At 67.5% G+C, this 21,280-nt stretch carries 20 protein-coding genes and 2 tRNA genes; 8 read left to right on the top strand and 14 right to left on the bottom strand.

What is annotated here, in order from left to right:
• Window positions 1-2,115 (top strand): Stk1 family PASTA domain-containing Ser/Thr kinase, encoded by a 2,115-nt coding sequence (gene pknB / locus BM355_RS12400; RefSeq protein ID WP_281247581.1) that lies wholly within the window; start codon window positions 1-3, stop codon window positions 2,113-2,115.
• A 17-nt stretch (window positions 2,116-2,132) separates the two neighbouring features.
• Here pknB and BM355_RS12395 read toward each other — a convergent pair whose 3' ends face one another.
• Window positions 2,133-2,792 (bottom strand): anthranilate synthase component II, encoded by a 660-nt coding sequence (locus BM355_RS12395; RefSeq protein ID WP_091699083.1) that lies wholly within the window; start codon window positions 2,790-2,792, stop codon window positions 2,133-2,135.
• A 123-nt stretch (window positions 2,793-2,915) separates the two neighbouring features.
• Between BM355_RS12395 and BM355_RS12390 the strand changes: the two genes are divergently transcribed.
• Window positions 2,916-3,194: a cell division protein CrgA gene (locus BM355_RS12390; protein WP_091699081.1), complete on the top strand. Its 279-nt coding sequence runs from the start codon at window positions 2,916-2,918 to the stop codon at window positions 3,192-3,194.
• Window positions 3,195-3,469: 275 nt separating this feature from the next.
• Here BM355_RS12390 and BM355_RS14380 read toward each other — a convergent pair whose 3' ends face one another.
• Together BM355_RS14380 and BM355_RS12380 are read right to left on the bottom strand one after the other, a co-directional pair.
• A complete protein-coding gene (locus BM355_RS14380; RefSeq protein ID WP_177227953.1) occupies window positions 3,470-4,507 on the bottom strand; it encodes a rhomboid family intramembrane serine protease in 1,038 nt (345 codons plus the stop codon).
• 6 nt (window positions 4,508-4,513) lie between these two features.
• Complete coding sequence (locus tag BM355_RS12380) at window positions 4,514-5,059, bottom strand: peptidylprolyl isomerase (protein WP_091699079.1); 546 nt, start codon at window positions 5,057-5,059, stop codon at window positions 4,514-4,516.
• Window positions 5,060-5,279: 220 nt separating this feature from the next.
• Here BM355_RS12380 and BM355_RS12375 point away from each other — a divergent pair, with 220 nt between their 5' ends.
• Window positions 5,280-6,131, top strand: a complete 852-nt coding sequence (locus BM355_RS12375) for a hypothetical protein (protein WP_143109500.1) — start codon at window positions 5,280-5,282, stop codon at window positions 6,129-6,131.
• Window positions 6,132-6,217: 86 nt separating this feature from the next.
• Here BM355_RS12375 and BM355_RS12370 read toward each other — a convergent pair whose 3' ends face one another.
• The 11 genes from BM355_RS12370 to dnaA all read right to left on the bottom strand — a co-directional run bounded on the left by BM355_RS12370 (window position 6,218) and on the right by dnaA (window position 18,351).
• Window positions 6,218-6,718, bottom strand: coding sequence for a GNAT family N-acetyltransferase (locus BM355_RS12370; RefSeq protein ID WP_091699075.1), 501 nt, complete (start codon window positions 6,716-6,718; stop codon window positions 6,218-6,220).
• 84 nt (window positions 6,719-6,802) lie between these two features.
• A tRNA-Ala gene (locus tag BM355_RS12365) sits at window positions 6,803-6,875 on the bottom strand.
• 8 nt (window positions 6,876-6,883) lie between these two features.
• Complete coding sequence (locus BM355_RS14375) at window positions 6,884-7,042, bottom strand: hypothetical protein (protein WP_177227952.1); 159 nt, start codon at window positions 7,040-7,042, stop codon at window positions 6,884-6,886.
• Between the two features lie 66 nt (window positions 7,043-7,108).
• Window positions 7,109-7,182: transfer RNA gene (locus tag BM355_RS12360), tRNA-Ile, on the bottom strand.
• Between the two features lie 76 nt (window positions 7,183-7,258).
• Window positions 7,259-7,768, bottom strand: coding sequence for a DUF3566 domain-containing protein (locus tag BM355_RS12355; protein WP_091699073.1), 510 nt, complete (start codon window positions 7,766-7,768; stop codon window positions 7,259-7,261).
• Complete coding sequence (gyrA, locus tag BM355_RS12350; RefSeq protein WP_425435632.1) at window positions 7,765-10,512, bottom strand: DNA gyrase subunit A; 2,748 nt, start codon at window positions 10,510-10,512, stop codon at window positions 7,765-7,767. The genes BM355_RS12355 and gyrA overlap by 4 nt, the downstream gene beginning before the upstream one ends.
• Before the next feature lie 85 nt (window positions 10,513-10,597).
• Window positions 10,598-12,790, bottom strand: a complete 2,193-nt coding sequence (gene gyrB / locus BM355_RS12345) for a DNA topoisomerase (ATP-hydrolyzing) subunit B (protein ID WP_091699144.1) — start codon at window positions 12,788-12,790, stop codon at window positions 10,598-10,600.
• Between the two features lie 354 nt (window positions 12,791-13,144).
• Window positions 13,145-13,705 (bottom strand): DciA family protein, encoded by a 561-nt coding sequence (locus BM355_RS12340; protein WP_091699142.1) that lies wholly within the window; start codon window positions 13,703-13,705, stop codon window positions 13,145-13,147.
• A gap of 89 nt (window positions 13,706-13,794) precedes the next feature.
• Window positions 13,795-15,018, bottom strand: coding sequence for a DNA replication/repair protein RecF (recF, locus tag BM355_RS12335; RefSeq protein WP_091699071.1), 1,224 nt, complete (start codon window positions 15,016-15,018; stop codon window positions 13,795-13,797).
• Window positions 15,019-15,037: 19 nt separating this feature from the next.
• Window positions 15,038-16,159, bottom strand: a complete 1,122-nt coding sequence (gene dnaN / locus BM355_RS12330) for a DNA polymerase III subunit beta (RefSeq protein ID WP_091699069.1) — start codon at window positions 16,157-16,159, stop codon at window positions 15,038-15,040.
• Window positions 16,160-16,848: 689 nt separating this feature from the next.
• Window positions 16,849-18,351, bottom strand: a complete 1,503-nt coding sequence (gene dnaA / locus BM355_RS12325; RefSeq protein ID WP_091699067.1) for a chromosomal replication initiator protein DnaA — start codon at window positions 18,349-18,351, stop codon at window positions 16,849-16,851.
• A 384-nt stretch (window positions 18,352-18,735) separates the two neighbouring features.
• Here dnaA and rpmH point away from each other — a divergent pair, with 384 nt between their 5' ends.
• The 5 genes from rpmH (at window position 18,736) to BM355_RS12300 (ending at window position 21,255) form a co-directional block, all read left to right on the top strand.
• Window positions 18,736-18,873 carry a 50S ribosomal protein L34 gene (gene rpmH / locus BM355_RS12320; RefSeq protein ID WP_091699065.1) on the top strand — a complete coding sequence of 46 codons (138 nt, stop codon included), beginning with the start codon at window positions 18,736-18,738 and terminating at the stop codon, window positions 18,871-18,873.
• 47 nt (window positions 18,874-18,920) lie between these two features.
• Window positions 18,921-19,307: a ribonuclease P protein component gene (gene rnpA / locus BM355_RS12315; RefSeq protein WP_091699063.1), complete on the top strand. Its 387-nt coding sequence runs from the start codon at window positions 18,921-18,923 to the stop codon at window positions 19,305-19,307.
• Window positions 19,308-19,375: 68 nt separating this feature from the next.
• Window positions 19,376-19,699 carry a membrane protein insertion efficiency factor YidD gene (yidD, locus tag BM355_RS12310; protein ID WP_245760807.1) on the top strand — a complete coding sequence of 108 codons (324 nt, stop codon included), beginning with the start codon at window positions 19,376-19,378 and terminating at the stop codon, window positions 19,697-19,699.
• A 6-nt stretch (window positions 19,700-19,705) separates the two neighbouring features.
• Window positions 19,706-20,677 carry a membrane protein insertase YidC gene (yidC, locus tag BM355_RS12305; protein ID WP_091699060.1) on the top strand — a complete coding sequence of 324 codons (972 nt, stop codon included), beginning with the start codon at window positions 19,706-19,708 and terminating at the stop codon, window positions 20,675-20,677.
• Window positions 20,674-21,255 (top strand): Jag family protein, encoded by a 582-nt coding sequence (locus BM355_RS12300; protein ID WP_091699057.1) that lies wholly within the window; start codon window positions 20,674-20,676, stop codon window positions 21,253-21,255. The genes yidC and BM355_RS12300 overlap by 4 nt, the downstream gene beginning before the upstream one ends.
• The last annotated feature ends 25 nt before the right edge of the window (window positions 21,256-21,280 follow it).

Genomic DNA, 21,280 nt, shown 5'->3' with positions numbered 1-21,280 from the left:
GTGTCCGGGCAGCAGCGCATCCTCAACGACCGCTATGAGGTCGGTGAGCTCATCGGTCGGGGTGGCATGGCTGATGTCCATCAGGGACGGGACCTGCGGCTGGGCCGGCGTGTGGCCATCAAGCTCATGCGCCCGGACCTGGCCCGGGATCCCCAGTTCCAGTCCCGCTTCCGCCGGGAGGCCCACTCCTCGGCTGCGCTGAACCATCCGAACATCGTCTCGGTGTTCGACACCGGCGACATCCGACTGGAGGACACCGCCCACCACGGGGTGATGTGCCCCTTCCTGGTGATGGAGTTCGTGGACGGCCAGACCCTGCGTGAGCTGCAGCGCCGCGGTGAGGTCGATCCGGAGTCCGCCGCCCGGTGGATGCGCGGCGTCCTGGAGGCGCTGGACTACAGCCACTCCCAGGGGATCGTGCACCGGGACATCAAGCCCGCCAACATCATGGTGACCCGCGGCGACGTGGTGAAGGTGATGGACTTCGGGATCGCCCGGGCCCTGGCCGACTCCGCCGCCACCATGACCCAGACCCAGGCCGTGGTGGGCACCGCGCAGTACCTCGCTCCCGAACAGGCCCGGGGAGAGAAGGTCGATGCCCGCTCCGACCTGTACTCCGCCGGCTGTGTCCTGTTCGACCTGCTCACCGGCCGACCGCCGTTCCAAGGTGATTCCCCCGTGGCCGTGGCCTATCAGCACGTGCGCGAGGACCCGCCGGTCCCGTCCACGGTGAACTCGCTGGTCACCCCGCAGCTGGACGCCGTGGTGGCCCGAGCCCTGACCAAGGACCCTGCAGACCGGTACCAGAGCGGCCGCGAGTTCTCCCAGGCCCTCCAGCGCGCCTCCGCCGGCCAGGATCCCCACCCGGAAAGGGACGACGACGCGACCACCGCCCTGCCTGCCGCCTCGACGAGCGCAGCGGCCGGTGCCCTGGGCGCAGAAGGCGCGGGAGCCGACGTCGGGACAGGGGGGATCTCCGCGGTCCAGGACCCCTACCCGGACCCTCAGCCCACCCAGGCCCTCCCCGGGCTGGAGGACGAGGAGCCGCCTCCGCGGCTGACCACAGGCCGTCACGAGGTGGTGCCGCCGCCTCCGCTGGAGTACCGCGACCCCCGGTCCCCCTCCACCGACCAGACCCGGGAGGCCGACCAGGACGCCGACCATCCGCTGCGGATGCGGCACGAGGACGACTCCCATCGGCGGCGTGGGGCCGGAGCCAAGGCTGTCGTCGGGGTGCTGGTGGTGCTGCTGGCGATCGGTGCCGTGATCGGCGGCTGGTTCCTGGTCCAGGAGTTGAACCGCCGCAGCGTCGAGGCCAACCAGGTGAGCGTTCCGACCGTGCGTGGACTGACCCAGATGGAGGCTCAGAACGCACTCACCCAGGCCGACCTGCGGCCCATCCTCACCGAGGTGTTCGACGACGAGATCGACCCGGGCCGCGCGGTCGGCACCGACCCTGCTGAGGGTTCCACGGTGACCCGGGACCGCGAGGTCACCCTGCAGATCAGCGGCGGCCCCGAGCAGGTCACCCTTCCGGAAGACCTGGCCGGCCAGTCCGAGGCCACGGTGCGGGACACCCTGGAGGGCCTGGGCCTGACCATCTCCTCGGTGCGGGATGTGGAGTCCTCCACGGTGCCTCGTGACCGTCTGGTGGAGACCTCACCCGCCCTGGGGTCCACGGTCCGCTCCGGATCGGCGGTGGAGCTGCACATGTCCAACGGTCAGGTGTCCGTGCCCTCCCTCACCGGGCTCACCGATGAGGAGGCCCTGGAGGCGGTGCAGGAGGTCGGTCTGCGTCTGAGCGTGGTGCCGGTGACGACGAGCTCCACCGAGGAGGGACGGGTGATCGAACAGGATCCTCCGTCCGGAGACCTGGTGGCCCAGGACTCGAGCATCACCGTCCGGGTGGCTCAAGCCCCGGAGCCGTCCCCGAGCCCCACCCCGAGCAGCCCCTCTCCCACGCCTACGCCCACCCCGACGAGTGAGTCGCCCAGCCCCACGCCGAGCGAGGAGCCCTCTCCGACCCCCAGTGAGGATCCCTCCTCATCAGCTGAGCCGACCGTCTCCGTGGAACCCAGCCCCGAGCCCTCCAACCCGGGCACGCCCTCGGACTGACTGCCCAGCGGCTGAGGTCAGCCCACCAGTGGGGAGAGCTGGGCGGCGCGCGCCGAGGCGCCGGCCATCCCCAAGGACTCCAGCCAGTTGCCGAGCATGCGGTAGCCGCCCTCGGTCAGCACCGACTCCGGGTGGAACTGCACACCCCACAGCGGTGCGGTGCGGTGCGCCACCCCCATGACCACGCCGCCGTCGGTCTCCGCCGTGATCTCCAGCTCCGACGGCAGGGTGGAGCGCACCGCGGCCAAGGAGTGGTAGCGCGTGGCCGTGAACGGATCGGACACTCCGGCGAACATGGTGTGGCCGTGATGCCGCAGGCTCGAGGTCTTGCCGTGCATCAGCTCCTCGGCGTGGGTCACCGTGGCGCCGAAGGCCTCGGCGATCGCCTGATGGCCCAGACACACCCCGTACAGCGGCATGCCGTGTGCGGCCGCCCAATGGACCATCGGCACGCACACACCTGCCTCACCGGGAGCACCCGGACCGGGAGAGAGCAGCACGCCGTCCCGCTCGGCTGCCAGTTCCTGGGCCTCCTCCAGCGTGACGGCGTCATTGCGGACCACCAGGGTGTCCGCGCCCAGCTCACGCAGGTAGCCGACCAGGGTGTAGACGAAGCTGTCGTAGTTGTCGATCACCAGGATGCGGGCGGCGGCTGAGGTGGCGGAGGAGTCGATCATGGCGTCGAGCCTATCGCTCCGCGGACCTCGCCGAGCCTGATGGACCGCCGGGGACATGGTGGGCCAGGACACAGCCGATAGACTGGTGCGGACATCCGCGCCCCTTCTCAGAACAGGAATCCCGTGCCCGAATCCTCCTCTCGCAAGTCCGGCAAGAACCACGTGGAGGCTGCGCGCGCCGAGCGCCGGGCGGACCGCCGGTCCGAGGACCTGGGCCCCGAGCCGCTGCCCACCTGGTACAAGGTGGTCATGTTCGGCCTGATGATCGTGGGCCTGATCTGGATCTGCGTCTACTACATCACCATGGGCGTCTGGCCCCTCCCACAGGCCGGCGGCTGGAACATCCTGATCGGATTCGGATTCGCCATGATCGGGTTCCTGATGACCACGCGCTGGCGCTGACCCGCTGTCCCCACAGCTGTGGACATCTTCACCAGGGCATCCCATCCCTTGCTGACCTGGGCAGATTCATTTTCACGGACAGCACGATCGGAATGACAGCGGTGTAGTTCATCCACACTGTGGACAACTCCTGTGGATAACTTCCGTGTGAATCACACGGGTGTCATTCCGTCCACACCTGTGGACAGAGGTGGGGACAACGACGACGGCCCCGCACCTGCACGGGGCAGGCACAGGGCCGTCGGGGTCAGCTCGGGGGCGGGTGCGCCCCGTCGTCAACCCAGGATCGCCAGCGGCGTGAGCCGGGCGGCGCCGATGGCGGTGAGCACCGCCAGGACCACCACGATCCCGGCGATCGCCGCCCACTGCAGCACCACGCCGCGGTCCACGCGGGAGGATCCCGGTCCGCCCGCCGGGCGACCACGGGGGATGAGCGTCATGGCGGCGGCCACGGCGGCACCGGTCACCAGGCCGCCGATGTGTCCCTGCCAGGAGATGTTCGACCCCATGAACGAGATGACCAGGTTCACCACGATCAGCGCCACGATCGAACTGACCTGGCCACCCGTGGCGCGCAGCACCATGAACAGCGCCGCGAAGAGCCCGTAGACGGCACCCGAGGCCCCGACGACCGGCACGGTCGGTTCGGAGAGCCACAGCACGGCCACCGATCCGCCCAGTGCTGAGACCAGATACAGCGTCAGGAACCGCACCCTGCCCAACGCCGGCTCCAGGGCCTGGCCGATCATCCACAGGGTGAACATGTTGAACAGGATGTGCATCGGCGTGCCCAGCGAATGCAGGAACGCCGAAGTGAGCATCCGGTATGGCTCCATCTCCAACGCCGAGGTGTGGGCGCCGGCGTACCAGAACTGCTGGGTGATGCCGTAGCGGTCCGAAGAGGTCATCCACTGCAGCACGTACACCACGGCACAGATCGCAATGATCGCGTAGGTCAGCCAGGGGGTGTCCGCTCCGCTGCGGCGGGCCAGCCCGGGCATGGCACGCCGTGCCGGCTGGCGGCCTGCCGGAACCGCTGTCCCCTGGCCCCATGCCGGACCGGAGGCATCCTGTCCCGGGTGACCGGCCGTCGTCGGGCTCTGGAGAGGCTGTCCCCAGGGATCCGTGGCGGTGGCCGACTGCACACAGTCCACACAGTGCACCCCGACGGCGGCCCGGCGCTGGCATTCAGGGCAGGCCGGTCGCGCACAGCGCTGACAGCGGACAAAGGACGGGCGGTCCGGATGACGGGGGCAGACCGGCAGCTGCTGGCCTGCGGCGTCATCCGAACCGCCCGGGGTGAAGAAGGACACGGAGGGTCAGACTTCCTTGATCTCGATGGTCTCGATCACGACGTCCTCCAGCGGCTTGTCCCGCATGTCGGTGGCGACGGCGTTCAGCGCGTCCACGACCTTCTGGGAGTCGGCGTCCTTCACCTCACCGAAGATGGTGTGCTTGCCCTGCAGCCAGGTGGTGGGCACGGAGGTGATGAAGAACTGGGAGCCGTTGGTGCCGCGGCCCATCTGCTTGCCGGCGTTGGCCATGGCCAGCTTGTAGGGAGCGGTGAAGTCCAGGTCCGGGTTGATCTCGTCGTCGAACTGGTAGCCGGGGCCGCCGATGCCCTGGCCCAGGGGATCGCCGCCCTGGATCATGAAGTCCTTGATGATGCGGTGGAAGATCGTGCCGTCGTAGAGCGGGGTCCCGGACTGGGTCTCGCCGGTCTGCGGGTGCACCCAGTCGCGCTTGCCGGTGGCCAGATCGATGAAGTTCTGGACGGTCTTGGGCGCGTGGTTGCCGTAGAGCTCCACCTGGATGTCGCCCTGGTTGGTCTTGATCGTCGCCTGATGAGTCGCAATGGCAGTCATGGGGTTCATTGTTCCATCCACTGAGTGGGACGCGGCGGCTCTGGGACAGGAAAGTCGGCGATCTTCGCGCAGGGCCGAATCACGCGTTCAGCCGAATCAGCCCCCTGCCCGTGCGCGAGAGGGCTACTTCACCGTAGGCTGAGAGGCGAACTGGTCCCCGTCGACGAGCAGTCGATCGCCCTGGAGGCCAGTAGACCCGCGTCTAATCATGGAGGATCAGATGGGCAAGAACCGCACCCCCGTTGTGGAGGACCGCCTGAGCGCCGGAGCCGACACCCTCATGCGTTGGGCCGCGCCGAAGTTCGAGAACATGCTCGCCTGGGCCGAGAAGGGCGCAGGCGAGGGCAAGGCTCGCGCGAAGATCGCCGCCAGCCAGGCCACTCACCAGATGGAGGACACCGTGGACAAAGTCACCCCCCAGATCCAGTCAGGCCTCGCCGCCGCCGGCACCGCACTCGCCGGTGCTGCCAACCGCGTCGTGAACAACGTGGACCAGGCCCGTCACCAGGTCCAGGACGACTACCTCCCCGCCGCCTCGAGCCGTCTGGCCGATCTGGCCGGACAGGCCAACAAGGGCATCCACCACGCCAAGGTGAACCCCGCGGTCGAGGACATCCTGGTGAAGCTGACCGGGGACAAGAAGGCCGTGAAGAAGCTGCGCAAGGCCGGTGAGAACTACACCAAGGTCGCGCAGAAGCAGCTCAAGAAGCACGGCAAGAAGAACTCCAGCGGCAAGGGCTGGCTGGTGGCCGGCATCGTCGCCGCCGCCGGTGCCGCAGCCGTCGCTGTGTGGCAGCTGACCAAGCCGGTCGAGGATCCGTGGAAGAACCCGGCTCCGAAGCCGCTGACCCCCACCGGTCAGGCTCCCCAGCCCGTCACCACCGGTGCCGCTGGCGCTCCCGTGACTGCACCGAAGCCCGCTCCGGTCGCCGGCACCCCCGCCGCCGCTCCGTCCGCAGGTGCGGCTGGCACCGCCGCCACTCCGGCTCCGGCCGCCGCCGGTGGCAACGCCATCGTGGACACCGCCGAGGAGAAGGTCCAGGGCGCCCCGGCCCCGAAGTCGGCCAACTGAGGACCCCGCTCAGCCGTCTGGGCTGAATGACCACGAAGGCCCGTCGTCCGTTCTGGACGGCGGGCCTTCGCGCATCGGGAAGGACCTCATCCATCCAGCAGGAGCCGGAGCGGGATCTGGCGCGGTTCCTGGAATCCCAGACTGCGGTACAGGTGCTCTGCGGAGCTGCTGGCCAACAGGTCCACCACCTCCGCACCCGCCGAGCCCAGCCAGTCGATCAGGTCCTGGGTGATCTTCCTGCCCACGCCCTGTCCCCGGGCGGAGGGCGCAACCACCAGATTCTGCACGACTCCCATCCGCCCGGTGGGGAAACCGGGTCCGGGCAGGCCCTGGACGAGGCTGGCCCGGCCCCAGCCGAACAGTTCGTCTTCAGGTCCCCGAGCGACGCAGTACCGGTGCTCAGGAGAGTCCAGTTGACTCTGGATCACCCGGCCAGCGGCGTCCTGCCATCCCGTCTCCCCGGCCGGCTCCGGGTGGGAGGCAGCGCCCTGACGCGCCAGATCGGGGAAGAGCTGGACGCGCAGTCGGAGCATGGTGGGCACATCCTCGAAACTGGCCGGTCCAAGGGTGAAGGGGCTGCTCGGCATGCTCGAAGTCTACGGATGACTGACCACCACGAGCTGGGATGCAGAAGAGCCCGGTCCATGGTGGACCGGGCTCTTCCTTCTCGGTGGAGGCAAGGGGACTCGAACCCCTAACCCCCTGCTTGCAAAGCAGGTGCGCTACCAATTGCGCCATGCCCCCGAGGGTGTTCAGTTGTCCTGGTCTGTCCGGGTGGTTCCGGATGTAGCCAGAGAGTCTGTGGCCGAACCCCAGACCTGCTTGCCCTGTTCGTTCTCGCGCCAGGCGCGGACTCCCAGGACCGTGACCACACCGGCTGCCAGAGCCGCGAACCGAATGATCGGCTTCATGTCCTGCCTTCCCCGGACCGGCCGGTTGGACTCAGGTCCGAGGACCCGTGCGTGGACTGTGTGGAGTGGGCGTACCAAGACTTGAACTTGGGACCTCTTCGTTATCAGCGAAGCGCTCTAACCGCCTGAGCTATACGCCCTCGATCGGAACCAGCGGGGCCGGAACCGATGATCAACGTTACCCCACCCTTCCGGGTGGAGCAAAATCGAGTCAGATCAGTCGTCGGTCAGGGTGACGCCGATGCCGCCGACCAGGGTCGAGGAGATGTTGTAGAGGACCGCGGCCAGCATGCTGAGCGCGGTCAGCAGCACGACATTGACCACGGCGATGATGGTGGCCACGGAGGCGACCTGTCCGAGTGAGACCAGCTGCTGGACGGTCAGTGCCCCGCCCTCGCTGCCCAGCACCTGTGCCATCAGGTCGTTGACCCGGCCGAAGATCCCGGTGAGATCCATGGTGGTCCACAGCACCACCGCACCCACGACGGTCACGATGCCGAGGGCCACGGACAGCAGGAACGCCATCTTCAGGACCGACCAGGGATCGATCTTGGAGACGAGCAGACGGGCCTTGCGCACCTTGGCCTTGGGGGCCGGACGCACCAGGCCCTTCTGCTGCGGACGCTGACCGGCGGGGCGCTGCTGAGTGCCCTGCGGGGTGGAACCTGCCGGCTTGCTGCCGGTGGGGCGCTGGCCCGCAGGCCGGGACGTTCCGGATGTGCTCACTGCTGTCCTCCGTCAAGGTCCGCGTCCTGATCACCTGAAGCGGTGTCCTGATCGGCGGAGTCGGTGGGGTTCTCGGTCATCGGGGCGTCGTCGGCAACAGCGACGGCGTCCGTCTCAGCCTCCAAGACTACGTCACCCTCTGACTCGCCTTCAGTGGCTCCGCCGTTGGTCAGGTACTTCTCATTGTTCAGGGTGACGGCCACGATCCGATCACCCTTGTCCGGCTTGGCGAAGATCACGCCCATGGTGTCACGGCCCTTGGCAGGAACCCCGGTCACCGCAGAGCGCACGACCTTGCCTGACTCCATGACCACCAGCACCTCGTCGTTCTCCTCGACCACCAGGCCGCCGACCAGGCTGCCCCTGTCCTCCACGAACCGTCCGACCTTGATGCCCAGGCCGCCGCGATTCTGGACCCGGTACTGGTCCACGTGGGTGCGCTTGGCGTAACCACCGTCGGTGACGATGAAGACGTAGGAGTCCTCCTTGACCACATCAGCGGTCAGCAGGTCGTCTCCGTCGCGGAACTTCATGCCGGTCACACCGGAGGTGGCGCGGCCCATGGGACGCAGTGCCTCGTTGGTGGCGTGGAAGCGCAGCGACTGCCCCTGCCGCGAGATCAGGATCATGTCGTCCTCTTCCGAGACCAGCTGGGCCGAGACGAGCTCATCCCCCTCACGGAGCTTGATGGCGATCACGCCGGCGGAGCGGTTGGTGTCATAGTCCTGCAGCGGGGTCTTCTTCACCAGGCCATCACGCGTGGCCAGCACCAGATAGGGAGCCCGGCCGTAGTCGTCGAGCTGCTGGACCTCGGCGATCCGTTCGTCGGGCTGGAAGGCCAGGATGTTGGCCACGTGCTGGCCCTTGGCGTCCCGTCCGGCTTCGAGCAGTTCGTAGGTCTTGATCCGGTAGACCCGGCCCAGGTTCGTGAAGAACAGGATCCAGTGGTGCGTGGACGTGGTGAAGAAGTGCTCCACCACATCGTCCCCGCGCAGGGAGGCCCCACGCACACCCTTGCCGCCGCGGTTCTGAGCCCGGTAGTTGTCGATCCGGGTGCGCTTGACGTAGCCGCCGCGGGTGATGGTGACCACCATCTCCTCTTCGGGGATCAGGTCCTCGATCGACATGTCGCCGTCGTAGCCGTAGAGGATCTCCGTGCGCCGATCGTCGCCGTGCTTCTCCACGATCTCGCGCAGCTCCTCGGAGATGACCTCACGCTGGCGGATCGGGGAGGCCAGGATCTCGTTGTACTCGGCGATGCGCTTCTGCAGCTCGTCGTACTCGTCCTGGATGGCCTGACGCTCCAGGGCGGCCAGGTGACGCAGCTGCATGTTCAGGATGGCCCGGGCCTGGTCATCGTCGATGTCCAGGAGTGTCTTCAGGGCCTCGCGCGCGGTCTCGGCGCTGGAGGAGGCGCGGATCGTGGCGATGACCTCGTCGAGCATGTCCAGGGCCTTGAGCAGACCCAGCAGGATGTGGGCTCGCTCCTCGGCCTTGCGCTTGCGGAACTCGGTCCGGCGCACGATCACGTCGATCTGATGCATCACCCAGTGGTGGATGAAGCCGTCCAAGGACAGGGTCCGAGGCACACCGTCCACCAGGGCCAGCATGTTGGCGGAGAAGTTCTCCTGCAGCTGGGTGTGCTTGTAGAGGTTGTTCAGGACCACCTTGGCCACGGCGTCGCGCTTGAGCACGATCACCAGGCGCTGGCCCGTGCGGCCGGAGGTCTCGTCACGCATGTCGGCGATCCCGGAGATCTTGCCGTCGCGGACCATCTCGGCGATCTTGGCGGCCAGGTTGTCCGGGTTGGCCATATAGGGAAGCTCGGTGACGACCAGGCAGGTCCGGCCCTGCAGCTCCTCCACGTTGACCACAGCGCGCATCGTGATCGAGCCGCGGCCGGTCCGGTAGGCCTCCTCGATCCCCTTGCGGCCCAGGATCTGGGCGCCGGAGGGGAAGTCAGGGCCCTTCACCCGCTGCCGCAGGGCCTCGAGCAGCTCCTCACGCGTGGCCTCGGGGTTCTGCAGGTACCACTGGACACCGTCGGCGACCTCACGCAGGTTGTGCGGAGGGATGTTGGTGGCCATGCCCACGGCGATGCCGGAGGAGCCATTGACCAGCAGGTTCGGGAACCGGGCCGGCAGTACAGTGGGCTCCTGCTGTTTGCCGTCGTAGTTGTCCTGGAAGTCGACGGTGTCCTCGTCGATGTCCCGGACCATCTCCATGGCCAGCGGGGCCATCTTGGTCTCGGTGTAACGCTGGGCGGCGGCACCGTCGTTGCCTGGCGAGCCGAAGTTGCCCTGTCCCAGGGCCAGCGGATAGCGCATCACCCAGTCCTGGATCAGCCGGACCAGGGCGTCGTAGATGGCCGAGTCACCGTGCGGGTGGTAGTTGCCCATCACCTCACCCACCACACGGGCGGACTTGTTGAAGGAGCGGTCCGGACGGTAGCCGCCGTCGAACATGCCGTAGAGCACGCGGCGGTGCACGGGCTTGAGGCCGTCGCGCACATCCGGCAGGGCTCGTCCGACGATGACCGCCATGGCGTAGTCCAGGTAGGACCGCTTCATCTCGGTCTGCAGGTCGACCATCTCGACCTTGTCCCCCGGATCCAGCGGTGAGACGACGACGCCCTCGACGGCCTCGGTCTCGGGGGTCGGCGTCGTCTCTGAGCTCTCAGGATTCTCAGGCTGAGAGTTCTGGGCCTCAGTGTTCTCGGGGTTCTCGGGGGTCTGGTCGCTCACGCGCGGTGTCCTCGGATCGTCTCAGTGGTGCAGGGTGCGTGCACCGGTGATGGCACGGTGTGGTGCACGGGTGACGGGGGGTGGGTCAGATGTCCAGGAAGCGGATGTCCTTGGCGTTCTGCTGGATGAACGAGCGGCGCGACTCCACGTCCTCGCCCATGAGCATGGAGAACACCTCGTCTGCGGCGGCGGCATCGTCCATGGAGACCTGCAGCAGGGTGCGGTGCTCGGGATCCATGGTGGTGTCCCACAGCTCCTGGTAGTTCATCTCGCCCAGGCCCTTATAGCGCTGCACGCCGTTGTCCTTGGGGTGGCGCCAGCCCTTGGCCTGGCCCGCGGCGATCGCCTCATCCCGCTCGGTGTCGGAGAAGACGTAGTCGTGCGGGGCGTTGGACCACTTGATGCGGTACAGCGGGGGCTGGGCCAGGAACACGTGTCCGTGTTCGATCAGCGGGCGCATGTAGCGGAAGAGCACCGTGAGCAGCAGCGTGGTGATGTGCTGGCCGTCCACATCGGCATCGGCCATCAGCACGATCTTGTGGTACCGCAGCTTGGCCAGGTCGAACTCCTCGCCGATGCCCGTGCCGAACGCGGTGATCATGGACTGGATCTCCATGTTGGACAGCGCCCGGTCCAGGCGCGCCCGCTCCACGTTCAGGATCTTGCCGCGCAGGGGCAGGATGGCCTGGGTCTCGGGGTTGCGGCCCTGCTTGGCCGAGCCGCCCGCGGAGTCACCCTCCACGATGTAGACCTCGCAGCGCGAGGGGTCCTTGGACGAGCAGTCCGCGAGCTTGCCGGGCATTCCGAAGGACTCCAGCGGGGACTTGCGGCGGGCGTTGTCCCGGGCCTTGCGAGCGGCCATGCGGGCGTGCGCAGCCATGATGGCCTTGCGGATGACGTCCTTGGCCGGGCCGGGGTTGCGCTCGAGCCAGTCGCCGAGCTGATCGGTGACGATCTTCTGCACGAACCCGCGGGCCTCGGAGTTGCCCAGCTTGGTCTTGGTCTGTCCCTCGAACTGCGGCTCGGAGAGCTTGACCGAGATCACCGCGGTCAGGCCCTCGCGGATGTCGTCGCCGGAGAGGTTCTCGTCCTTGGCCTTGAGGATCTCCTTCTCGCGCGCATAGCGGTTGATGAGGCTGGTCATGGCCGCGCGGAATCCCTCTTCGTGGGTGCCGCCCTCGTGGGTGTTGATGGTGTTGGCGTAGGTGTGCACCGACTCGGAGTATGCGGTGGTCCACTGCATGGCCACCTCGGCGGCCATCTTGCGGTCGGTGTCCTCGGACTCGAAGGAGATGACGTCCTCATGGACCATCTCCACCTTCTTGCCGGAGTTCAGGTGCTTGACGTAGTCCAGCAGGCCGTTCTGGTAGCAGTAGTCGACCATCCGCTTCTTGCTGGTCCCCTCGGCGGCCTGCAGCTCCGCTGGGTTGGCGCCACCGGTGGACACCAGCTGCTCGCCGTCCTCGGCCACCTCCACCAGATTCCCGACGACGGCGCCCTCGCCCTCCGCTTCCTTCGCGCCGGAGGCCTCGCCCCCGGCGATCTCATCCTCCTGCACCTCGTTGTTCTCGAGGGAACGCTCATCGGTGAGGGTGATGCGCAGGCCCTTGTTGAGGAAGGCCATCTGCTGGAAGCGGGCGCGCAGGGTCTCGAAGTCGAACTCGGTGGACTCGAAGATCCCGGCATCGGGATAGAACGTCTGAGTGGTCCCGGTGCGGTCGGCCTCCTCGCCCTTGACCAGTTCGGTCTGGGGCACACCGCCGTGGGCGAAGCTCATCCGCCACACGTGGCCCTGGCGCCGGATCTCGGTCTCCACGCGGGAGGAGAGGGCGTTGACCACGGAGATGCCCACGCCGTGCAGCCCACCGGAGACGGCGTAGCCGCCCCCGCCGAACTTGCCGCCGGCGTGCAGGATGGTCATGACCACCTCGACGGTGGGCTTGCCCTCGGTGGGGTGCATGTCCACGGGGATGCCGCGGCCGTTGTCCTCCACGCGCACGCCGCCGTCGGCCTGCAGGGTCACGTGGATGGTGTCGCAGTACCCGGCCAGGGCCTCGTCCACGGAGTTGTCCACGACCTCGTACACCAGGTGGTGCAGTCCGCGCGGCCCGGTGGAGCCGATGTACATGCCCGGCCGCTTGCGCACGGCCTCCAGGCCCTCCAGCACGGTGATGTCATCAGCACCGTAGGCGTGCTCGACCCGGGTCGAGGGCTTCTCCGGAGCCTGCGGGGCACCGGCTGCGGCGGGATCCGTGGACTCGGTCGGCGCCGCGTCGATCGGCTCGGTCGGTCCAGTGCCGTTGTTCTCTGCGGCTTGCTCTTCGGCCACGTGCGGTACGGCTCCTCAGGTCGATGTCCTCCCGTGCGCGCCGGTGGGCGGCCTCGGGACAGACGGACGGGCAGGACCGCAGGAGAGGGACGCCGCAGTGGGCGCGCCGAAGCCTGCGGCACAGTTCCTTCACATTCTACGCCAGCTGCGCCCATCTCGCGGGATTCTGAGGGACGCTGTGGGCAGAACATGCCATGAGCGGGACAGAATCGCAGATCCCGCGCACCAGGGCACCCTGATCCGGACCCCGATCCGCCTCCTGGGGTCCAGAGGCCTCAGAACGGCGTCTGACGGCTCAGCGTCTCATCCGTAGGTGTCCCGCGGTCCGCGGCCCTTGACCACGCGCGGACCCTTACGCCAGGACGGTGCAGCCGGGCCGTGGATCTGCAGTCGCGTGACGATCCCCGGACCCAGTGCCTCTTCGAACCGGCCCAGCAGGACCGGGGTGAGCAGCTTGAGCTGGGTGGCCCAGGCAGTGGAGTCACAGCGCACCACCACCACGGTGTTCTCGAAGCTCTCCGGCCGGCAGTGCAGGGCGATGTCCGCTCCCACCAGTTCGCTCCATCGCGAGAGGACAGATCCCACGGCCACCGGTGAGGACCAGCCCCGGTCCGCCACCAGGTTGCCGAAGACGTCGCCGAGCATGCGCGGATCCCGCGCATCGCCCAGCCAGGCGGTGCCCCCACGACGACGGCCGCGTGCGGTCCCGGCACCGGCTCGCCCGGTCCCGCCCTCACCGTCACGGGCGGCCGATCGACCGGTGCCCGGCAGCAGCCCCCGTCCGGGCCGCTGGCGCACCTCTCCTCGGCTGACCGCAGCCTGACGGACCCGGTTCAGCGCCACCAGGGCGGCGTCGGGCTGCACGTCCTCGGCCGTGTCTGCCGGGTCGGCGGGACGGTCTCGGTCGTCGGCGGGGCCGGTCTCCGTCCGGCGCCCACGCTGCGGGGCGCTGCTCACTGAGGTGCCTCGCCGTCGTCGGGACGCTCTTCTGGAGCTGCCCGCTCGGCGTCATGTGCCGGGTCAGCGAGGGTGACCAGGCTGCCGTCCTCCGTCAGCCGCACCCCGATCCGGTTCCCGGCCAGTTCCTGGGGGATGTCCTCCGCCACGGCAGCGGTCACCAGCAGCTGTTCGGCCCCGTCCACCAGGGAGGCCAGGCGGGAGCGCCGCTGGGAGTCCAGCTCGGCGAAGACGTCGTCCAGGATCAGCACGGGGCGGGCGTCCGGATCCGGATCGTCCTGGACCATCACCTGGTAGCTGGCCAGTTTCAATGCCAGAGCCAAGGACCAGGTCTCACCGTGAGAGGCGAATCCCTTGGCCGGCGCCGGTCCGAGCTCCAGGATCAGCTCGTCCCGGTGCGGCCCGGACAGGGTCAGGCCACGGTCGCGCTCAGCCTTGCGTCCCTCGGTCAGCTGGCGCAGCAGCGCCTCATAGAGCTGCTGCTCGTCCGGCACGGAGCTGTGCCGACCCGCGGCCTCGGGGACGGTGGACTCGTAGGTGTAGCCTGCGTCCTTGGAGCCGTCCGTCAGGGCACGGTAGGCCTGGGTGAGCGGTTCAGCCAGCAGCTGCAGCACGTGAAGTCGGCCGTTGAGCAGCCGTGCCCCGGCTCGGGAGAGATGCTCATCCCACACCGCCAGGGTGTACTCGTGCTCTTCAGTCCAGGACCGGGACTGCCGGGCGTTCTTCAGCAGCGCGTTGCGTTGCCGGAGCACGCGGTCGTAGTCGGACCGGGCTCCCCCCAACGCGGGCCGGAGCTGGACCATCAGCTCGTCCAGGAATCGCCGCCGGCCGGAGGGGTCCCCGGTGACCAGGTGCAGGTCCTCGGGGGCGAAGATGACACACCGCAGCAGGCCCAGTGCCTCCCGCGCCCGTTGAGGGGAACCCCGGTTGATCACGGCCCGGTTCGACTTGCCCGGGTTGACCTCCAGCTCCACGGAGACCGCTCGGTCTCCGCGGTGGATCCGCCCGCGCACTCTGGCCTGGTGGGCACCGAAGCGCACGAGCGCCGAGTCCTGGGACACCCGGTGGGAGTCCTGGAAGGCCAGGTATCCCACGGCTTCGGCGATGTTCGTCTTTCCGACGCCGTTGGAGCCGACCAGGACGGTGGGACCCGGCTCCAACGGCAGCTCGAGCTGAGCGTAGGAACGGTAGTCCGTCAGGGACAGATGCGAGAGGTACACCGAGGTGCGGCCGCCCGTCTCAGTGCGTCAGGCGGACCGGCATGACCAGGTACCGGTAGTCGTCCTGCTCCTCGGACTCCAGGTCCTGCTGGGCGGTCATCAGGGCCGGCTTGGGCGGAGTGGTGAAGGAGAACCGCACGAACGGTGTGTCGATCACGTTCAGACCCTCGCTGAGGTAGGAGGGGTTGAAGGCCACGGTGATGTCCTCGCCCTCGAGCTGTGCATCCAGGGTCTCGTTGGCCGAGGCGTCGTCCCCGGCACCGGCGTCCAGGGTGACCTGGCCGTCGGTGAAGACCATGCGCACGGCCGTGTTGCGTTCGGCCACCAGGGCCACACGCTTGACGGCCTCCACCAGCGGTGCGGTCTGCACGGCGGCGTGGATCGGGCTGCTCTCCGGGAACAGGGCGCGGATCTTGGGGTAGTCCCCGTCCACCAGCAGGCTCGTCGTGCGGCGTCCGCCGGAGGAGAAGCCGACGAGATCGGATCCTTCGGCCAGGCGCAGTTGCAGGTCTCCGCCACCGGCCAGGGACTTGGCCACCTCGGTCAGGGTGCGGGACTTGACCAGCAGGGACTGGGAGATCGAGGGGTCGGCCGGCTGCCAGGTCAGTTCCTTCATGGCCAGCCGGTAGCGATCCGTGGCGAGCAGGGTGATGCGATCTCCCTCGATCTCCACCTTCACGGCGGTCAGGATCGGGAGGGTGTCGTCCTTGGAGGCGGCCACGGTCACCTGAGCGACCGCGTCGGCGAAGGCATCTCCGTGGATCGTGCCAGCAGAGTCGGGCATCTGCGGCAGGGAGGGGTACTCGTCCACCGGCATGGTGGCCAGGGAGAACCGGGAGCTGCGGCAGGTCAGCACCACCTTGGATCCGTCGGTCTCCACGGTCACCGGTGCGGCCGGCAGGGAGCGGACGATGTCATTGAGCAGTCGACCGGAGACCAGGATGCGGCCTGTCTCCTCGATGTCGGCCTCGATCTCGAGCTGCGCAGAGGTCTCGTAGTCGAAGCTGGCGATCGAGACCAGTCCGTCTTCGGCGGTGATCAGCAGTCCGGACAGGACCGGCACCGGCGGGCGAGGGGACAGAGATCGTGCGGCCCAGGAGACGGCGTCCGTCAGGATGTCGCGCTCAACGGTGAACTTCACGGATGGATCCGCCTTTCGCAGGACTGCTCGGGCCCGGTCGGGTGCTCAATGGTGCCCCGGCCGAGGACAAGCAGGTCTGCTGTGCAGGTGTCCGGTGAGCTCGTCACCATGTACCACACGAGAGCCCAGAATCCTGTGACGGTCGAGTGCTGTGTCAGCTTACCGTGTCGTGGAGCACTCGCTGTCCGGGTGTGGATGGGAGCGAGGGTGGGCGGAGGAACCGAGGACAGGAGGAGCTCATTGTTCTCGGGAGATGTCATTTAACAGGGGTCAGTAGTATTAATAACTGCTGTGGAAACTGTGGACAAGTGCCTGGATCGGCGGGTGCAGGCTGTTCATCCTGTGGATCCTGAGGTGGACGACGTTCGTCGGCGGTGTGGGGCTGGTGGGGAGAAGTGGAATCACATCCATGTGGTCTGTCACCAGGTCTGGAGGGGTTCTCCAGAGGAAGTGCCCCTCGATCCACTTAACGATCCACAGCTCTGTCCACAGGTGTGGGTTCCGTCTCTCGGGTGATCGTCCACAGTTTGTGGATATGTGGGCAATGCTGTGGACAGAGGGGATGACGACCTCCGGAGACACAGTGATCGTGCTGTGGAGAACCCAGCTGCACGTCGCGGTGGACAGTGTGGACGAATGGCATCCGTCCACACGGGAGCTTTCCCGCGGACCCGGGTGGGGCCGCGAGGTCAGCGTCCTCCGGCTTGGGCTTTCTTGATCTTGTTCGTGAGTTCGGTGACCTGGTTGTAGATCGTGCGACGCTCGGCCATCAGTTCACGGATCTTGCGATCGGCGTGGATGACGGTGGTGTGGTCGCGCCCGCCCAGTTCGGCACCGATCTTGGGCAGGGACATCTCGGTGAGCTCACGCAGCAGGTACATGGCGATCTGTCGCGCGGTGACCAGCGTCCGGGTGCGTGACTTGCTGGTCAGCTCCTCCATGGTCAGGTTGAAGTACGCCGTGGTCTCATTCAGGATCGTGGCCGCGGTGATCTCGTGGGCGCCGTCGTCGGTGATCAGATCCTTGAGCACGTGCTCGGCCAGCTGGATGTCCACCTCCTGCTTGTTCAGCGAGGCGAACGCCGTGACGCGGATCAGCGCGCCCTCCAGTTCACGGATGTTCGTGGAGATGTGCGAGCCGATGTACTCCAGGACTTCAGGCGGGGCCACGAGCCCTTCGGCCTCGGCCTTCTTGCGCAGGATCGCGATGCGCGTCTCCAGGTCCGGCGGCTGGATGTCGGTGATCAGGCCCCACTCGAAGCGAGAACGCAGTCGTTCCTCGAAGCCGGAGAGCTGCTTGGGAGGCAGATCCGAGGTGATGACCACCTGTTTGCTGTTGTTGTACAGCGCATTGAAGGTGTGGAAGAACTCCTCCACGGTGGCTTCCTTGTCCGCGAGGAACTGGATGTCATCGATCAGCAGGATGTCCACATTCCGGTAGATGTGCTTGAAGCTGGCACCCTCGTCGTGACGGATCGAGTTGATGAAGTCGTTGGTGAACTCCTCGGAGTTCACGTACCGCACCCGCAGCCCGGGGTACAGGTCGCGGGCATAGTGACCGATCGCGTGCAGCAGGTGGGTCTTGCCCAGTCCGGACTCCCCGTAGATGAACAGGGGGTTGTAGGCCTTGGCCGGTGCCTCGGCCACCGCGTTGGCCGCGGCATGGGCGAAGCGGTTCGACGAGCCGATCACGAAGGTCTCGAAGTGGTAGCGCGGGTTCAGCCGGCTGGTCTCATCCGAGGTCGAGGGAGGCGAGGGTGCCGGGGTGGACTGTGCGCCGCGGGCCGGGGCGGACAGGGAGCTCCGAGACGGGGTGAAGGACTCCTCGGAGTCCTCGACCCGCAGCGGTGATCGATCACGGAACGGCTCGTCGGAGAGCTGGGGGACGGGCGGGACAGGCCGCGGGGGGACCTCGTCTTCGGAGGACTTCAACGACGGGTCGATCGAGAAGCCACAGCTGATGGTGGCGCGGAAGACGTGCTGGACGGCCCGGGCGAGCTGATCGCGCAGCTGGGTCTCCAGGACGTCGCGGGTCAGCTCCGTGGGGACGGCCAGCAGCAGGGTGGAGCCCAGCAGGCCCAGCGGCTGAGCCAACCGGACGTGGCCCATCTGACGTGGACTGACGTGGTCGTCCTCGTCCAGGGTCAGCACGACCTTCCGCCAGGAGCTGCTGACTTCCTCGTCGTCGACCACGGGTGTCCTTCCGGCGCGAGTACATGTGGACAGTCGAGAACCCGGGGACAGCCGATCGCATCGGACCCGTGGCTGGATGAGGCCTCGAGATCCAGGCGAATCCGCCTGGGAAGCCGAGTCTAGCCTTAATCCACAGTGTTATTCACAGGCGGTGGATAACCGTGGACAACCCGGGAAGGCCCTCAGGGATTTGACGCTCTTCCCGGCGCCTCCGTAAGATTGGTCAGTCCCCTGGGTCGATGTGGCATGCCTGCACCCCGGGGGGTTCCTGCCAGAGCGCCGCCGACCCTTCCCCATTCGGTCGGTGACACCCACGGAGACGGCCCACATCACGGGCCGGTCATCACGGTGCCGGCGCGATACACACGTTGTGGAGAGATCAAAGTGAGCAAGCGGACCTTTCAGCCGAATAACCGCCGCCGGGCCAAGAAGCACGGTTTCCGCGCACGCATGCGCACCCGCGCCGGCCGCGCCATCATGGCCGCCCGCCGTGGCAAGGGCCGTACCGAGCTCTCCGCCTGAGCGGACCTGAGCCGGACGGACCAGTCAGCAGACAGGACATCATCGGCGTGCTGCCCCGGAAGAATCGGGTCCGCACCCCAGCGGAGTTCTCCGAGACACTGCGTTCCGGCGCCCGAGCAGGGCGCCGGAACGTTGTCGTGTCTGCACATCTGACCGACGAAGGGCTCAAGGCCGGATTCATCGTCTCCAAGGCTGTCGGCAACGCCGTCACCCGGAACAGGGTCAAGCGGCGTCTGCGTTCAGCAGTGGCTGAGGTGTTCGCCGGCCCACTGAAGGGGCACTCAGGTGCCCAACTGGTCATCCGCGCCCTGCCGTCGTCGGGAGAGGCCGACTGGGCCACACTCCACGCGGAGGTCACCTCCGGGATCCGCTCCGCTCTGAAGAAGGCCGACGGAGCTGGGGCGACCTCCTCGGCCACCGGAGGACGTCGGTGACCAGCACAGACCCGGGACGGACACCGCATCCCACGGAGAACCCGTTCACCACCCTGCCGGACCCGCAGATCTGGGGGCCGGTGCGGGCACTGCCCTCGGCCCTGCTGGGCGGGGCGCTCGTCTCCTATCGGACCCTCATCTCCCCCCTGTACGGTCAGGTGTGTCGGTTCTTCCCGTCCTGCTCGGCCTACGCGCTCGAGGCGGTGCAGGTGCACGGGGCGGTGCGGGGCAGCTGGCTGGCCGCTCGCCGACTCGGACGATGCCACCCCTGGACCGACGGCGGTGTGGATCCAGTGCCGCCCGGGCGGAGGATTTGGCCCGAGGGTCGACACCCCAGGATCATTGAACTCAACCACCCCCCGATTCCCCCGGACCTGCCGGAGGAGCAGTAGGAGACCATGAACTTCTTCGACATCATCCTGTGGCCGTTCAAGATGGCGGTGTCCTGGGTCCTGGGTGCCTTCCACACGCTCCTGGACTGGATCGGCATGCCGCCGGAGTCCGGCTGGACCTGGACCCTGGCGATCATCCTGCTGGTGGTGCTGATCCGCACCCTGCTGATCCCGGTCTTCGTCAAGCAGATCAAGGCCCAGCGCGCCATGCAGGCTCTGCAGCCGGAGATCCAGAAGCTGCAGGCCAAGTACAAGGGCAAGAAGGACCAGCTCTCCCGTCAGGCCATGGCCATGGAGCAGCAGGCGCTGTTCAAGCAGCACGGCACCAGCCCGTTCTCCGCCTGTCTGCCGATGCTCGTGCAGATGCCGTTCTTCTTCGCGCTGTACCAGGTGCTCATCGGTGCCAAGGGTGCGGCCGAGCGCAACGAGGGGATCTCTGCGCTGAGCGCGGACCAGGTGCGCTCCTTCGAGAACTCCGAGCTGTTCGGCGCCAAGATGTCGGACACGTTCCTGGGCTCCACCGGGGACAACCTCAACGTGAACGTGCTGATCGTCTCCGTGGTGATGATCCTGCTCATGACAGCCTCGATGTTCTACATGCAGAAGATGCTGATGAGCAAGAACATGTCCGAGGCCGCGATGACCGGACCGTTCGCCCAGTCGCAGAAGATGATGCTGTACGTGCTGCCCCTGGTCTTCGGCATCGGCGGCATCAACTTCCCGATCGGCGTGCTGGTCTACTGGACCGCCACCAACTTCTGGGCCGTGGGGCAGCAGACCTGGATCATCCGCAACAACCCCACCCCGGGTTCGCAGGCTGAGCGTGAGCTGAACGAGCGCCGTGCCGCCAAGGGACTCCCGCCCATCGGCAAGGCCGCACAGGAGGCCGAGGAGGCCGCCGCGAAGGCGGAACTGAAGGCTCAGCGTCAGCAGGGCCAGCGTCAGCAGCCGGCGCGCAAGAACAGGAGAAAGAAGTGACCGAGCAGTCAGATCCCACCCCTGAGGTCGAGCAGGCCGGCGCACCGTCAGCAGGGCTCGAGGAACAGACCACGACGACGGCTGCAGACTCCTCGGACAGCCAGGCTTCCAGCCGGCTCGAGGAGGAGGGCGACATCGCCGCCGACTACGTCGAGGAGCTGTTGGACATCGCCGATCTGGACGGTGACATCGACATCGAGGTGCGCAATGGTCGCACCTATGTCTCGGTGGTCGCCGAGGAGGGTGAAGACCGGCTGCGCGAGCTCAGCGGCGCCGACGGAAAGGGTCTGGATGCCCTGCAGGAACTGACTCGACTGGCCGTGCTGGCCTCTACGGGCAACCGGTCACGACTGGTGCTGGACATCGCCGGTCGCCGAGCCGAGCGTGCCGGGCGGCTGGAGAAGTTGGCGCAGGAGGCCGTCCAGCGCGTGCGCGACGGCGAGGCAGCCGTGCACCTTGAGCCGATGGGTGCCTATGAGCGCAAGCTGGTGCACGACGTCGTGGCCGATGCCGGCCTGGTCAGCGAGTCCGAGGGCGAGGGCGCCCGCCGGCATGTGGTGGTCACGTCCGGTGACTGAGGCCAACGCCGAACCCCGCGAGGGG

The sequence above is a fragment of the Micrococcus terreus genome, from assembly GCF_900116905.1.
Taxonomy (GTDB): domain Bacteria; phylum Actinomycetota; class Actinomycetes; order Actinomycetales; family Micrococcaceae; genus Citricoccus; species Citricoccus terreus.
Note: the sequence above shows the minus strand (reverse complement) of the source record. Positions and strands in the feature narration are given on the sequence as shown.

Bases quoted from the DNA above. Each gene is read 5' to 3' on its own strand.
- BM355_RS12395 (WP_091699083.1), bottom strand. From the start codon at position 2,792: ATGATCGACTCCTCCGCCACCTCAGCCGCCGCCCGCATCCTGGTGATC.
- BM355_RS12380 (WP_091699079.1), bottom strand. From the start codon at position 5,059: ATGACTGCCATTGCGACTCATCAGGCGACGATCAAGACCAACCAGGGC.
- BM355_RS12375 (WP_143109500.1), top strand. From the start codon at position 5,280: ATGGGCAAGAACCGCACCCCCGTTGTGGAGGACCGCCTGAGCGCCGGA.
- BM355_RS12370 (WP_091699075.1), bottom strand. From the start codon at position 6,718: ATGCCGAGCAGCCCCTTCACCCTTGGACCGGCCAGTTTCGAGGATGTG.
- BM355_RS14375 (WP_177227952.1), bottom strand. From the start codon at position 7,042: ATGAAGCCGATCATTCGGTTCGCGGCTCTGGCAGCCGGTGTGGTCACG.
- yidC (WP_091699060.1), top strand. From the start codon at position 19,706: ATGAACTTCTTCGACATCATCCTGTGGCCGTTCAAGATGGCGGTGTCC.